A 12,738-nucleotide genomic window follows, 5' to 3' on the forward strand; every position below is an offset into this window, starting at 1 on the left:
CTGCTCGCCGGTGCCGGCGTGGGCGGCGCGGGAGGGGCCGGCTGCCCAGGCCTGGTACGCCTCCTCGGTCTCCCACCGGGTGTAGACGAAGTAGCGGTTCTCCCCGGCCACCGGGCGGAGCAGCTCGAAGCCGAGGAAGCCGGGGGAGTTCTCCACCGTGCCGGCCCGGGCGGCGAACCGCTTCTCCAGCTCCGCGCCCGCGCCGGGCGGGACCTCGATCGCGTTGATCTTCACGACTGCCATGGCTCCACCGTATGCGAAGCGGCCCGGCTCAGAACGACTCCACGACCGGGACCAGATCCGCGTCGACCACGATCGGGGCGTGGTCGGACGGGCCCTTGCCCTTGCGCGCCTCCCGGTCCACGTACGCGGAGCGGACCGTCCGGGCGAACGGCGCGGAGGCGTACACCAGGTCGATCCGCATGCCCTTGTTCTGGTGGAACATCCCGGCCCGGTAGTCCCAGTAGGTGAACGGGTGCGGTCCCTTCATCGGGGTCGGCACCACGTCGGAGAGCCCGAGGTCGCGCAGCGCGGCGAGGGCTGCCCGCTCGGCCGGGGTGACGTGGGTGGAGTGGGTGAACAGCGCCGGGTCCCAGACATCGGCGTCGGTCGGGGCGACGTTGAAGTCCCCGCACACCGCCAGCGGCAGCCCGCCGGCCAGCTCCACCTCCAGCGCGTCCCGCAGCGCCGCGAACCAGGCCAGCTTGTACGCGTAGTGCGGGTCGCCCGGGGCCCGGCCGTTCGGCACGTACACCGACCAGACCCGCAGGCCGTCGCAGGTGGCCGAGATGGCCCGCGCCTCCGGCTCGGGGAAGCCGGGCTCGCCGGGGAACCCCACCGTTACGTCGGCCAGGCCGACCCGGGACAGGATGGCCACCCCGTTCCACCGGCCGTCGCTGTGGCTCGCCACGGTATAGCCCAGCCCGCCCACCTCGGCCACCGGAAAGGCGCCGTCCGGGCACTTGGTCTCCTGCAGGCAGACGACGTCCGGCCCGGTGGTGGCGAGCCAGTCGAGCAGCCGGGGCAGGCGGGACTTCACCGAGTTCACGTTCCAGGTGGCCAGGCGCATGGTCCCAGCCTGCCCCATCCGCGCCCGCGGTGCCGGCCCGGCTCCCCGGGGTGTCGCACCGGGCTCGGGTCCGCTCCCCGCTGGCGAGCCGGTCAGCTGCCGGGGGCGTCACCCGGGCGGGTTTGCTCGGCCAGGAACCGTTCCAGCTCGGCGCCGAGCTCATCGGCGGTCGGCAGCGGCCCGGTCTCGGCGGCGAGTAGGTTCTTCTCGCCGCGGCCGCGGGCGAACGCGTCGTACTGCTCCTCCAGCGCCTGGACCAGCGCGGCCGCGTCCTCGGTCTGGGCGACCTGCCGGTCGATCTCCACCCGGACCACCTCGGCCGCCGCGCGCAGCCCGTCCCGGGGCAGCAACAGCCCGGTGCTGCGGGACACGGAGGCGAGCAGCACCTCGGCGGCGGCCGGATACTCGGTCTGCGCGACGTAGTGCGGCACGTGCGCGGCGAAGCCGAGCGCGTCCCGGCCCTGCTCGCCGAGGCGGAACTCCAGCAGGTGCCCGACACTGCCCGGCACCTGCACCCGCTGCAGCCACGGCTCGTAGCCGGCGATCAGGTCGCGCCGGGTGGCGTGCGCGGTGACCCCGGTGGGGCGGGTGTGCGGGACCGCCATCGGGATCGAGTTGAGCCCCACGGTGAGCCGGACGTCCAGCCGGGCGGCGAGCCCGCCGACCGCCGCGACGAAGCGCTCCCATTGCAGGTCCGGCTCGGGGCCGGTGAGCAGCAGGAAGGGGGTCTCGTCGTCGTCGTGGAGCAGGTGCAGCTCCAGTGCCGGCGTGTCGTACGACTCCCAGTGGTCCTCGACGAAGGTCATCACGGGCCGGCGGGAGCGGTAGTCGAAGAGCTGGTCCACGTCGAAATGGGCGACCGGGTGGGCCTCCAGGGAGGTGAGCAACTGCTCGCGGGCCAGTCGGGTGGCGCTGCCGGCGTCGACGAAGCCGGTGAGGGCCTGGATCAGGACCGGCTGACCGAGGTCGGGCAGGTCGTCGGTGAGTTCGTAGAGCTCGTGTGGGTCGAGCACCGGTGCGGACCTCCCAGGTCGTGCGTGCGGGTTGCCGTCCGCCGACGGCATGAGGGGAACGTACCCGCCATCCTGATGCATTCCGCCGCGTCCCGGGCCGGTGGCCGGCGGATGATCAGGTTCGGGTGGTATCACCACATCTCGGGTTGGGGTGCGGCGGAGTGATGGCCGTACGCCCGATGCCCGTATCGGTCGAACAGCCGATCCGGGGGTCATGGCGTGATGGTCGGCGGTTCATCCCGCTTTCCGCCGTCGCCGCCCGCCACGAGGTGATGCCGAGGGTTGGCGGGTCCGCGAGGTCCGTCCCCCGGGCCGCCCGCGCGCCGCGGATCGTCCGGTGCCGACCGGCGGTTTCGTGAGCAGGGCCACGTGATCACCCAGGGTGATCGGGGTTTGGGCCTGCCTAGCCTCGGCTGATGCGTGACGACCGCACCCTCGACGACCAGCCCACCCCTGGCGACCCGGCTGACCGTTCGGACGATACCCCCTCGTCCTGCCGGTCGGCCGGTCGTCGCCTCGCCTCACCGGTCCGGGACCTGCTCCGGAATCCGGCCCGGGCCCGGGCCCGGATCGCGCTCGCCGTCGGCGTGGTCTGCTGTCTCGGCCTGACCGCCCTCGCCCACACCAGGGGCGGGACCGCCGACGCGGCCGGCTCGACCGAGCAGGTCGCCGCGCAGCGGGTCGAGCCGGAACGTGCCTCCCGCGGCCTCGACCGTGCCCCGGCGTCCGCGACCCCGAGCACCGCCGCCGACCCGGACACCACCCCCATTCCGGAGCGGGCCACGAAGCGCAAGCCGGTCGACCCGGCCCCGGTCGCCGGGCTGGACCACGCCCAGATGGACAACGCCGAGGTGATCGTGCGGACCGGGCGAAAGATGGGCATGCCCCGGCGCGCCCTGGTGATCGCGGTGGCCACCGCGATGCAGGAGAGCAACCTCTACAACTACGCCAGCGGCGTGCTGCCCGAGTCGCAGGATTACCCGCATCAGGCCATCGGCTGGGACCACGACTCGGTCGGCCTGTTCCAGCAGCGTCCCAGCAGTGGCTGGGGTGAGGTCGGCCAGCTGATGGACCCGGAGTTCGCCACCCGGCAGTTCCTCGCCGCCCTCACGCGGGTGCCCGGCTGGCAGCAGATGCGACTGACCGACGCCGCCCAGGCCGTGCAGATCTCGGCCTACCCCGAGCACTACGCCAAGCACGAGTGGCGGGCCACCAGGGTCGTCAACGCGGTCGAGGAGGCCGGGCAGTAGTCTCCCGACGGCCACTGTGGACGGTTGCCGATCCGGCGTCCAGGGTACGGACGTTGTCGTCCCGAGGTACACATGTATCAGGCAGCACGACAGGAGGACGACATGTCTTTGATGCAGCGACTCAGCACCTTCCTGCGATCGCCGAAGGGGCAGCAGCTCATCGAACGGGGTCGCCGTGAGCTGGCCAAGCCCGGCACCCAGCAGAAGCTGAAGGGTCTGGCGGCCAAGCTGTCCCACCGCCGCTGACCCTCGTCCGACCTCTCCGACCCCCGGGAGAACCTGTGACCGATTCCGCGCCCACCGACGGCCAGCCCGTCGCCCCGACCCCGCAGCCGCCGGCCGTGGTGCCAGCGGCGCCCGCGGACGCTCCCGAGGCGCCCCCGGCGAAGCTCTGGGACCGGATGCGGGAGGACCCGCAGTACGCCCCGGAGCACCTCGCCCTGGAGGCGGTGCGCCGGCTGGGGCCGGAGGCGGCGCACTGGGCCGTGCGGGCCCGGGCCGAGCAGCCCGGGGTGTCCGCCGAGGTGCTGGCTGAGCAGGCGGCACGCAAGTTCGTCAACCGAGCCCGGCTCTCCGGGGCGGTCTCCGGCGCCGCGGGGCTTCCCGGCGCGGTGCTCGACGTGGGCGTGCTGGCCTGGACCCAGGCCCGGATGGTGCTGCACATCGCCGCCGCGTACGGCGTCGATCCGGTCCACACCGACCGGGCTACCGACCTGCTGGTGCTGCAGAAGGTGCACAAGGTGGCCGAGACGGCCCGGCTCGCGCTCGGGGTGGCCGCCGGCCGGGAGCGTGCCGGTGCGCTGTTCGGCAGCGGCGGTCAGCCCGCGCTCGGCAAGGTGATGCTGCGCCTGGGCGTACGGCTGGCCCAGATGGCCGGGGTGCGCGCGGCGAAGCGGATCTTCGCCAAGGTGGTGCCGGGCGCCGCGATCATCCTGGGCACCTGGGCCAACTCCTCCGCCACCAAGGACCTCGCCGAACGCTCCCGGGCCCTGTACCGCCAGTACGGCGGCGGCACCGTCCCGGAACCCCGCCGCCCCTGACCGGCGCGCCACCGCCAGCACCGGGCAGTCCGCGCCGGGGGAGCGCATCGGACGGCGCGCGCCGGGCGGCGTGCACTGGAACCGCGCGCGCCGCACGGCGCGCACCGGACCGCCCCGCGCCGGTCAGCCGGCGAGGCCGGAGCTGCGCCAGGTGACCTCGGCGATGCGGTCCTGGCCGGCCGCGTTCGGGTGGAACCAGTCCAGCGGGTTGACCAGGTCGAGGTCGAAACGCACCCGGTGCAGCGCGCCGCCGTCGTGCCGGCACCGGGCACCGTACGTCCGGCAGGCCGCGACGAGTTCCGCGTTGTAGTCGGCGACCCGCTCCCGGACGGTGGCCCGGCGGGCCCGGTCCAGCGGGTCCGTCGAGGTGGGGTTCGCCAGCAGTGCCGGGCAGACGCCGCGCCGCCAGACCCGGACCGCCCGCTCGTCGGTGTGCCCCACCTCCCAGAGCCGGTACAGGTCCGGGATGCTCACCACCAGCACCCGGGCCTTCGGCCGCCCGGTGCGCAGCACCCGCAGGCCCCGATCCACCTCGGCGCGGAACTGCGCCACCGGCGTCATCACCTCGACGCCGCCCCGGCAGACGTCGTTGGCGCCGATCAGCACGGTGACGTAGTCGGCGCGGTCGCGTACCGCCCGCTCGGCCTGGCCGGCCAGCGACGCGGCCCGGGCGCCCGGGCGGGCGTGGTTGTGGGCCCGGCCGCGCAGCGACGGGTCGCGGTCGAGTAGCCGCCGGTAGTGGCTGTCGACCCGCAGCCCGTTCCCGGTCGACCAGGAGTTGCGCTGGCACGAGGTGAGCACGAGGCAGGAACCGAAGCCGGTGCTGATCGAGTCGCCGAGCGCCGCGATGCCCCCGGGGGCGCCGGGTGGCGGCGTGTCGCGGGTCGGGCGGGGGCGGGCCTCGCCGCCGCCCTCACAGGCGAGCGCGACCAGTGCGAGCAGGAAGGCAACGGCGGTGACCCAGCGTCGAGGCATGGCTTCCCCAGTCCCGCAGCGGAGAGCGACAGCGCGGTAACTGTACGCGTGCGGCGGGTCGAAGGTGTCGGCGGCTGTCGGCTATGCAGCAGAAATCTTTCCCTACCGGGCTCGCCGTGGTAGTCGCCAGGGTGCCCGCTGGCCGTGCAGCCACCACTGCAGTGCCCGGGTGATCCGGGGCAGCACCAGGTACGTCATGAGCGGGGTCAGGGTGAGCGTCATGACCAGCACCCGCACGGCCAGCGGCAGGCCCGGGATGAGCCGGCTGGTCAGCAGCGTCGCGGTGAGGCTGAGCGGGAAGAACGCCAGCCAGATCGCCACCGCCTGCTTCCAGCGCGGTGGGGTGACCGGCGGCCCCGCCGGTTCGGCGGCGACCGGCGGCGTCTCCACCGTGCCCTCCCGCGGCGGGTCGAACCAGCCCTCGATCCCGGTGCGCCGCTCGATCCGGGTGTGCTCGACGATGCCCTGCGCCGACCTCAGCCACCAGTGCCGTTGCGGCGACTCCTCCCAGCGGCGCAGCGTTTCCTGGTCGGCGAAGCGGTAGAGCATGTGCCACTCCGGCGATCCCGGCCCGCTCTGCACCCAACCGGCGCCGAGGAAGCCGGGGAACGCCTCGGCCAGCGCGGTGCCGGCGCGCATCCACGCCACCATCTCGCTGGCCCGGGCCGGATCGGCGCGCCGGGCGATGGCGACGGTCACCGGCACCGCGCGGGTCATGCTCATGACTCCATCCTCCCCGCCGAGGCCGGGATCAGGCCGCTGTCCGGCCGGGCTGGTGACACAACGCACGGCCGGGGTGGCGGGCCCACCGGCGTCGTGCGGGCCGGGTCGGGCCGCGCCGGCGGACCGGGCCGACGGCACCGCGGGCGCCGGGAGGCGGATGCCGTCCGGTGCGGCGGTTAAGCCCGCCGATCGGGGGTAGGTCGGTGCAATGACGAGATCGCAGCCCCGGCGCGCCCGTGGCACGGTCGGCCACGCGTACAGCGCGCTCAACCTCCGACTGGTGCTCGCCGGCTTCGGGCTGGTCACCATGGTCATCTTCGCGGTGCTGGCATTCGCCGCCGACCTGGTGTGGCTGGGCGTCCTCTGCGTGGTCTTCGCCGTGGTGGCCGTGGTCGACCTGGTCATCATCCAGCGCCGCCGGGCCGCCCGCCGCCGGGAGGAGCCGGGCGCACGGCACTCACTCTTCGAGTGACAGGAGAACGAGATGCCCATCGCCACCACCAACCCCACCACCGGCCAGGTGCTGAAGAGCTTCGAGGCGATGTCGGCGGAGCAGCTCGACGCCGCGATCGAGCGGGCCGACCTGGCGTACCAGCGGCTGCGCGACACCACCATCGACCAGCGGGGACGGTGGCTGACCGCCGCGGCCGACCTGCTGGAGGCGGAGCGGGACGAGACCGCCCGGCTGATGACCAGCGAGATGGGCAAGACGTACGCCGCGGCGAAGGCTGAGGTGACCAAATGCGCCACCGCCTGCCGTTTCTACGCCACGAAGGCGGCGGAGTTCCTCGCCGACGAGCCGGCCGACGCCGGGGCGGTCAAGGCCACCCGGGCGTTCATCCGCTACCAGCCGATCGGGCCGGTGCTCGCCGTGATGCCGTGGAACTTCCCGCTGTGGCAGGTGATGCGATTCGCCGCGCCGGCGCTGATGGCGGGCAACACCGGCCTGCTCAAGCACGCCTCGAACGTGCCGCAGACCGCGCTGCTGCTGGAGGACCTGTTCCGCCGGGCCGGCTTCCCCGAGGGGGCGTTCACCACCCTGCTGGCCGGTTCCGACGCGGTCGACCCGGTCCTCAGCGACCCACGCGTCCGGGCCGCGACGCTGACCGGCAGCGAGGGCGCCGGCCGCTCCATCGCCCAGATCGCCGGCCGGGAGCTGAAGAAGACCGTGCTGGAACTGGGCGGCAGCGACCCGTTCGTGGTGATGCCCTCGGCCGACCTGGACCGGGCCGCCGAGGTCGCCACCACCGCCCGCTGCCAGAACAACGGCCAGTCCTGCATCGCCGCCAAGCGCTTCATCGTGCACACCGACGTCTTCGACGCCTTCGCCGAGCGGTTCGCCGCCAACATGTCCGCGCTGCGGGTCGGCGACCCGATGGACGACACCACCGATGTCGGCCCGCTGGCCACCGAGCGGGGCCGCGACGAGGTCCACGCCCAGGTGCGGGACGCGGTCGACCAGGGCGCCACGGTGCTCTGCGGCGGTGAGCCGCCCGCCCGGGACGGCTGGTGGTATCCGCCGACCGTGGTGACCGATCTGCGGCCGGAGATGCGGATGTGGAGCGAGGAGGTCTTCGGGCCGGTGGCCGGGCTGTTCCGGGTGTCGTCGTACGACGAGGCGATCGAGGTGGCCAACGGCACCACGTTCGGGCTCGGCTCCAACGCCTGGACCCGGGACCCGCGGGAGCAGGAGCGCTTCGCCACCGACCTGGACGCCGGCAACGTGTTCATCAACGGCATGACCACGTCCTTCCCGGAACTGCCGTTCGGCGGGGTGCGGAACTCCGGCTACGGCCGGGAGCTGTCGGCCCTGGGCATGCGGGAGTTCTGCAACGTCAAGACCGTCTGGGTGGGTGAGGGCGCGGCGTCGGCCGGCGCCGGGGCCCACGCCGAATAGCCAACCCGGCCGCCCTGGCAGCGGACGCCGCCGCCGTCGTCGCACCCTGGGCGACGCGGTCGGGCGAGCTTTGGCCGGACACCGACCTGGGTAGGGAAGGTCCCATGACGGTGTTCGGCTTCCACGCGTCCCACGAGCAGATCCACCCCCGCGACCTGCTGGACGCGGTGCTCCACGCCCAGCGGGCCGGCTTCGGCGCCGCCACGTCGGGCAGGAGCAGCGGGCCTTCATCGACGCGTTCGGGGCGGAGGTGCTGCCGAAACTGCGCGGGGGCGGCTGAGCCAAGAGGGCGGCTCTCGTCCGGCGACTACGTCCTGGATGGGTACGAGGGAACTCCAGATGCTGGAGATCGCACACGCCTAACCGCGTTGGCGATGCTGGGCCACGGAGGGGTGTCAGCACGGGTGCCCCGCTGAGATATCTCGTGAGGAAAGACGCCACAGGTGCGATCCCAGAGCCAAGATCGAGTTGGGCTCAACACTGATCTACGAGGAGCGCCGGTCCTGTTCGGATAGGCGTACAAGATGGAGTAAGTGCTCAGCAATCTGAGGCGAGCTAGCAACTGTAATGGCTGACGTCTTGTTGTGGGGCTCTCCGGTTGAGCCCACGACGAGACCTCCTGCCTCGCGCGCGATTGCTACGCCGGCCGTCATATCCCAGGGATGGTTCGAGAGTGTCACGGCTGCGTCGATCCTGCCTTCCGCCAGCCACGCCAGATCGAGTGCGGCTGTCCCCGTCATGCGTACGCGTTGCACGGTCTGGGCGAGGCTCGCCGTCAGGGCAAGACGACGACGGTTCCTGGTCGGCGCATCGGCGCCTGTGGCGTAGTCGCCGATCGCCACGATCGCGTCGTTCAGCTTGCTGGTCACGCTTACCCTGATCGGCTTCCCGTCAACCGTCGCACCGGCGCATTCGGCAGCGGCGTAGCGGTTGCCGAGAAAGGGCAGCTCGATGACGCCGAGAACGGCCTGATTGCCGTGCAGCAGTCCCAGTGATACGGCGCAGAGCGGAATGCCGCGTACGAAGTTCGCCGTCCCGTCGATCGGGTCGAGCACCCACTGCATCTTCCCCCCACCGCTGGCCCCGTCTTCTTCGCCGAGGAAGCCGATCTCGGGTGTGGCTTCGTCGAGAAGCGCCCGGATCTCCCGCTCGATTTCGTAGTCGAGCTGTGAGGCGAAGTCGCGGTCGCCCTTTACCGTCAACGCACCAGGGGACCGATGCCGCATCATTTCCGCTGCCCGCGCGACTGCCTCGGTCGCAACGGGCAGCAGTTCGCCGTAGTCGCTCACAGCTTCCGACCTCGTCCCCACTGCGTCTCAAAGAACTGGTCGAAGACCGGGTATAGGCAGGTTCGATGCTGCCGCCGTCGGATGACGAAGGCGGGGGAGTCGACTCTGCGGCTCTCGGTCAGGTACGGCTGGGCGATACACACATCGTCGACCAGCACCACGTTGAAGCGCAGCGTGTCGTCGTAGACTGCCAGCTCCATGCGGTTACGCAGATCATCTGGCAGGCGGTCGCGTACGCGCATGAGCGTTTCGATGTTCAGCTTGGTGAGCCCGGAGAGCTGTCCGGCGGGAAACCCCTCCTCCGCCTCGCGTACCTGAATAGCTGATCCGGCCGGGTCGAGGAAGAGGCAGCGGACCTGCGCCCCACCTTCGATGAGGTCGTGCCAGCGACGGTCGGCGAAGCCCTGCGTCAGTAGGTTGAGCGAGAGTCCGACTGCCCGCACCGTGTTTGCGCCGTCCATGAGCTGATCCGGTGGCATGTGAGTAGAGAACTGCGACCGACTCCGGTACACCGCGACGAGATCCCCGAGCTGATCCCCGTCGACGCCGCCGGGTCGCGGCCGACCGGTCAATATCGGCAGCGCGAGAATGATGTCGCCGGGCGGCACACTGCTCGTCTCCCAGGAGATGATCTCGCCAGCGGTTGGCTGCCACGCCAGGGTCTCACCCAGCACCGAGGCGAAATCCTCGACGCTCAGCCCGAGCGTCTGCCTCGTCTGCGCTACCTGCTCGCGCGCAATCGCCGCAAGGTCGCGCCGCTCCGTCGGCATATCGCGTGGCCCCTGTGGAGGCATCTGCAAGGACGACGAGAAGCGGCTACGTGCCTCAGGTGCAGCCTTTCCGAGTGCGGTGTCAAGGGCCGCCTGCATTTCTGGCCGCGGAGTAACGCGAGCCCCGCCAGCCTCCCACTTCGAGACAGTCCGTTCCGCCACGCCGAGATGCGTCGCGAAGTCGCGGATGCTTAACCGGAGGGCGAGACGGAGCGCCTTGGTTTCCCGGCCGGTCCATCGCTGCACGGTCGTCATCGTGCCGCCTCAGATCACGTCGAAACAGGTGAACGTGCATTCTATCGGCAGCATGTGCGGTGTAGTTACGGGCCAGGTGCAGTGCGTAGTCATTCTGTCGCCGACGCTGCTCGCCGAGGGTGGATGACATGGCCCGGGGCGGGTGCTGGGCTCCGGCCGGTGCGGACGCGTGGTCCGTCACCGCCCGCCTCGGCGCCACATCACGTAGCGCAAGGGGAGGGTCATGTTGTCGATTGATGAGGTCCTCGGTGAACTACCGATGCCGCCGTACGTCACCGCCGAGGACGTCGGTTTCGCGGTCAGGGCGCTCACCGTGCACGCGGCGGAGCAGTGGCCCGACGGCCCGCGCTGCCGCAACGACCGCGCGCCGCACCGTGCCGGCTGCACCGCTGGGGCCGCCGGGTCCTCGACCAGCGCGGCCTCACCGACCCGCAGATCCGCGCGCTGATCGCCGAGCAGGAAGCGCCGCAGCGATGATCTACGTCACCGGGGATCGCCTGCACCCGCACCACGTCCGCGCCGCCGTCTTCGACACCCGCTGGCGCGGCCTCGACCCCACCCAGGTCCACGACCATCTCAACCGCGTCGCCGACGAACTCGACCGCCTGCACCGCGAACTCACCACCGCCACCACCGAGACCGAACGCATCCGCCAGGCCCTGCGGCAGTGGCAGTCCCGCCACGCCGACTGCCGCCACGAGGCCCCAGGCTCACCGAACAGCCGGCCGCGATGACCGCACCCCGCTGGATCATCCACCTCCCGACCACCCTCACCAGCCTGGACGGGGCGATCACCCTCGCGGCAGCGCTACGCGACTCGCTGGGCCACGTCACCGCCATCGACTTCGGCGAGACCACCCTCAGCGAAGAGGACCACCAGTTCCTGCGTACCCGCATCTGGTGCGACGCCAAGCTCGACGGCGCCGGCCGCTGCCGACGCCGCAACGACCACGCCGGCCCCTGCGCAGCCGGGGACGAGTAGGCGTAGCGGTGGCTTCCGGGGACTTCCGACCCGTGCTCGACGACCTGATGGTCTGCTTCGGCCGGTCAGTCCAGCCGGCGGGCGAGGACCTGGCCGGGCCAGGGGTCCCGTCCCGGGCGTTCGACGGTGAACGGGTCGGTCGGGGTGAAGCCCTGCCGGGTGTACCAGCGGACCAGCCCGCCGTCGCCGCCGGCGTAGCAGTCCACCCGGAGCAGCCGCACGCCACGGTCCCGGGCCAGCTCCGCGGCGTGCGCCAGCAGTCGGCCGCCGATCCCCAGCCCGGCGTGCGCCCGGTCGGTGACCAGCAGGTTCACGTACAGCTCGGGCTCGGTGGGCGCCGGCACGAAGTCGTTCGCCGCGCCGACCACCAGCGCGCCGACCGGCCGGTCGCCGAGTACCGCCAGCCACAACCCGCCGCCAGCGGCCCAGGTGTCTGCCTGGGCGACGCGCCGGGGATCGGCGGAGGCCGGTTCGGTGCCCCATTGGCCGGTGCGGCCCCGGGCCACCAGCCAGGCGGTCGCGTCGTCGAGCAGCCGCAGGATGGTGGGCGCGTCCGCCGGGCCGCCGGGGCGCAGCGCCAGGGTCTGCTGGTCGGTCATGGAGACATGCTGCTACAACGATGGACGTCGATATCAGCTCCGTCCGCCGCCGGCCGCCGCCCCCGTGGGCGACACCGGGCTCCGACCGCCGCGTCAGATTCCCCCGGCGGCGTCGGTGCTGTGGTCCTCCGCCCCGTCGGGCGCGGCCAGCGCGCTGAGCCGTTCGGTGGCCAGGCAGGAGACCAGGCACCGCTCCTTGCGGTCACTGGTGAGCCGGGCGGTCCAGTCGGTGAACCCGCCGTCGCCGAGTTCGACCTCGCCAGCGCCGTCGCCGGCGGTGATTCGCAGCGCGGCCTCGACGTAGTAACCCCGGCCGCGCCGCCGCTCCGGTTCCGCCACGATCGGCACGGACGACGCGGCGAGCGCCGGCCGGACGCCGTCCTCGATCCGCTCGGCCACGACCGGGGTGTCCAGGACGGTCAGACGCAGGCGCGGCGTCGCTCCCGGCACCAGCGCGTGCAGCACCCGCTGCCAGTACGCCAGGTGCCGGATGAGCAGACGCTCCTCGGTGCGCCCCGAGCCGCGGTCACGGGCGCTGGACACCAGCGCGAAGAGCCGGAAGTGGGCGGCCGCGCCCGGGCCGAAGTCCTGCGCCCGCAGCACCCGGTGGCAGGCGGCGAGGTGCACCTCCCCGTCGGCCGGCCGCTCCCGGCGGCGCGCCGCCGCCTCCACGGCTAGGGCGTTGGTGGGGTCGCTGACCACCTCGGTGGCGCGGAAGGTCGTCACGATCCGGTTCTGGCTGACGGGCGCGACCGCGGAGCAGAGGCCCAGCGGGGCCACGGGGGAGAGGTCGACGCCCGCCACGTCGGCCGGCAGCAGTTCCCAGAGGCGGGCCTCGGCGGCGGCGAGGGTGCGGGGGTCGGCGGCGGCCGGGCG

Annotated in this window: 17 protein-coding genes; 8 read left to right on the forward strand and 9 right to left on the reverse strand. The window is 72.5% G+C overall.

Translation table 11 applies throughout. The features are described from left to right. The 3 genes from C1I99_RS21750 to C1I99_RS21760 form a co-directional block, all read right to left on the reverse strand. Positions 1-243 (reverse strand): antibiotic biosynthesis monooxygenase family protein (locus C1I99_RS21750; RefSeq protein ID WP_111136069.1); only part of this gene is annotated, 243 nt, incomplete at its 3' end. 28 nt (positions 244-271) lie between these two features. Next, complete coding sequence (locus C1I99_RS21755; RefSeq protein ID WP_111136070.1) at positions 272-1,069, reverse strand: exodeoxyribonuclease III; 798 nt, start codon at positions 1,067-1,069, stop codon at positions 272-274. Positions 1,070-1,161: 92 nt separating this feature from the next. Beyond that, a complete protein-coding gene (locus C1I99_RS21760; protein ID WP_111136071.1) occupies positions 1,162-2,082 on the reverse strand; it encodes a proteasome assembly chaperone family protein in 921 nt (306 codons plus the stop codon). A 416-nt stretch (positions 2,083-2,498) separates the two neighbouring features. Here C1I99_RS21760 and C1I99_RS21765 point away from each other — a divergent pair, with 416 nt between their 5' ends. From C1I99_RS21765 to C1I99_RS21770, 3 genes are all read left to right on the forward strand, one after another. After that, on the forward strand, positions 2,499-3,332 hold the full coding sequence (locus tag C1I99_RS21765; protein WP_111136072.1) for a peptidase M23: 834 nt from the start codon (positions 2,499-2,501) through the stop codon (positions 3,330-3,332). A gap of 102 nt (positions 3,333-3,434) precedes the next feature. Continuing rightward, complete coding sequence (locus tag C1I99_RS33415; RefSeq protein WP_199562334.1) at positions 3,435-3,578, forward strand: hypothetical protein; 144 nt, start codon at positions 3,435-3,437, stop codon at positions 3,576-3,578. Between the two features lie 35 nt (positions 3,579-3,613). Then, a complete protein-coding gene (locus C1I99_RS21770; RefSeq protein ID WP_111136073.1) occupies positions 3,614-4,372 on the forward strand; it encodes an EcsC family protein in 759 nt (252 codons plus the stop codon). Between the two features lie 123 nt (positions 4,373-4,495). On the opposite strand, the gene C1I99_RS21775 is transcribed toward C1I99_RS21770, so the two are convergent. Both C1I99_RS21775 and C1I99_RS21780 read right to left on the reverse strand, forming a co-directional pair. Further along, entirely contained in the window at positions 4,496-5,347 is an 852-nt protein-coding gene (locus C1I99_RS21775) for a GDSL-type esterase/lipase family protein (protein WP_111136074.1), read from the reverse strand. 102 nt (positions 5,348-5,449) lie between these two features. Beyond that, positions 5,450-6,070 carry an antibiotic biosynthesis monooxygenase gene (locus C1I99_RS21780; RefSeq protein ID WP_111136075.1) on the reverse strand — a complete coding sequence of 207 codons (621 nt, stop codon included), beginning with the start codon at positions 6,068-6,070 and terminating at the stop codon, positions 5,450-5,452. Positions 6,071-6,278: 208 nt separating this feature from the next. On the opposite strand from C1I99_RS21780, the gene C1I99_RS21785 reads away from it, so the two are divergent. Together C1I99_RS21785 and C1I99_RS21790 are read left to right on the forward strand one after the other, a co-directional pair. Next, complete coding sequence (locus C1I99_RS21785; RefSeq protein ID WP_111136076.1) at positions 6,279-6,542, forward strand: DUF6343 family protein; 264 nt, start codon at positions 6,279-6,281, stop codon at positions 6,540-6,542. Positions 6,543-6,554: 12 nt separating this feature from the next. Further along, a complete protein-coding gene (locus C1I99_RS21790) occupies positions 6,555-7,967 on the forward strand; it encodes an NADP-dependent succinic semialdehyde dehydrogenase (protein ID WP_111136077.1) in 1,413 nt (470 codons plus the stop codon). 485 nt (positions 7,968-8,452) lie between these two features. Here C1I99_RS21790 and C1I99_RS21800 read toward each other — a convergent pair whose 3' ends face one another. Both C1I99_RS21800 and C1I99_RS21805 read right to left on the reverse strand, forming a co-directional pair. Then, a complete protein-coding gene (locus C1I99_RS21800) occupies positions 8,453-9,256 on the reverse strand; it encodes an inositol monophosphatase family protein (protein ID WP_111136078.1) in 804 nt (267 codons plus the stop codon). After that, positions 9,253-10,281, reverse strand: a complete 1,029-nt coding sequence (locus tag C1I99_RS21805; protein WP_111136079.1) for a DUF5919 domain-containing protein — start codon at positions 10,279-10,281, stop codon at positions 9,253-9,255. Before C1I99_RS21805 ends, C1I99_RS21800 begins: the two co-directional genes overlap by 4 nt. Before the next feature lie 223 nt (positions 10,282-10,504). Here C1I99_RS21805 and C1I99_RS21810 point away from each other — a divergent pair, with 223 nt between their 5' ends. Genes C1I99_RS21810 through C1I99_RS21820 form a run of 3 tightly spaced genes read left to right on the forward strand, consistent with a single transcriptional unit; the run spans position 10,505 to position 11,263 of the window. Continuing rightward, positions 10,505-10,729, forward strand: coding sequence for a hypothetical protein (locus tag C1I99_RS21810; protein ID WP_233512635.1), 225 nt, complete (start codon positions 10,505-10,507; stop codon positions 10,727-10,729). Positions 10,730-10,754: 25 nt separating this feature from the next. Continuing rightward, complete coding sequence (locus tag C1I99_RS21815; RefSeq protein WP_111136080.1) at positions 10,755-11,015, forward strand: DivIVA domain-containing protein; 261 nt, start codon at positions 10,755-10,757, stop codon at positions 11,013-11,015. Next, a complete protein-coding gene (locus C1I99_RS21820) occupies positions 11,012-11,263 on the forward strand; it encodes a hypothetical protein (RefSeq protein ID WP_111136081.1) in 252 nt (83 codons plus the stop codon). Before C1I99_RS21815 ends, C1I99_RS21820 begins: the two co-directional genes overlap by 4 nt. A 65-nt stretch (positions 11,264-11,328) precedes the next feature. On the opposite strand, the gene C1I99_RS21825 is transcribed toward C1I99_RS21820, so the two are convergent. Then, positions 11,329-11,862 (reverse strand): GNAT family N-acetyltransferase, encoded by a 534-nt coding sequence (locus C1I99_RS21825; protein WP_111136082.1) that lies wholly within the window; start codon positions 11,860-11,862, stop codon positions 11,329-11,331. Positions 11,863-11,955: 93 nt separating this feature from the next. Continuing rightward, positions 11,956-12,738 (reverse strand): hypothetical protein (locus tag C1I99_RS21830; protein ID WP_111136083.1); only part of this gene is annotated, 783 nt, incomplete at its 5' end.

Origin of the sequence: Micromonospora deserti (assembly GCF_003236335.1) — a bacterium.
Classification (GTDB): Bacteria; Actinomycetota; Actinomycetes; order Mycobacteriales; family Micromonosporaceae; genus Micromonospora; species Micromonospora deserti.

Coding starts and splice junctions, on each gene's coding strand:
- C1I99_RS21805 (WP_111136079.1), bottom strand. CDS start 10,281: ATGACGACCGTGCAGCGATGGACCGGCCGGGAAACCAAGGCGCTCCGT.
- C1I99_RS33415 (WP_199562334.1), top strand. CDS start 3,435: ATGTCTTTGATGCAGCGACTCAGCACCTTCCTGCGATCGCCGAAGGGG.
- C1I99_RS21765 (WP_111136072.1), top strand. CDS start 2,499: ATGCGTGACGACCGCACCCTCGACGACCAGCCCACCCCTGGCGACCCG.
- C1I99_RS21755 (WP_111136070.1), bottom strand. CDS start 1,069: ATGCGCCTGGCCACCTGGAACGTGAACTCGGTGAAGTCCCGCCTGCCC.
- C1I99_RS21775 (WP_111136074.1), bottom strand. CDS start 5,347: ATGCCTCGACGCTGGGTCACCGCCGTTGCCTTCCTGCTCGCACTGGTC.
- C1I99_RS21790 (WP_111136077.1), top strand. CDS start 6,555: ATGCCCATCGCCACCACCAACCCCACCACCGGCCAGGTGCTGAAGAGC.
- C1I99_RS21820 (WP_111136081.1), top strand. CDS start 11,012: ATGACCGCACCCCGCTGGATCATCCACCTCCCGACCACCCTCACCAGC.
- C1I99_RS21825 (WP_111136082.1), bottom strand. CDS start 11,862: ATGACCGACCAGCAGACCCTGGCGCTGCGCCCCGGCGGCCCGGCGGAC.
- C1I99_RS21815 (WP_111136080.1), top strand. CDS start 10,755: ATGATCTACGTCACCGGGGATCGCCTGCACCCGCACCACGTCCGCGCC.
- C1I99_RS21785 (WP_111136076.1), top strand. CDS start 6,279: ATGACGAGATCGCAGCCCCGGCGCGCCCGTGGCACGGTCGGCCACGCG.
- C1I99_RS21810 (WP_233512635.1), top strand. CDS start 10,505: ATGTTGTCGATTGATGAGGTCCTCGGTGAACTACCGATGCCGCCGTAC.
- C1I99_RS21780 (WP_111136075.1), bottom strand. CDS start 6,070: ATGAGCATGACCCGCGCGGTGCCGGTGACCGTCGCCATCGCCCGGCGC.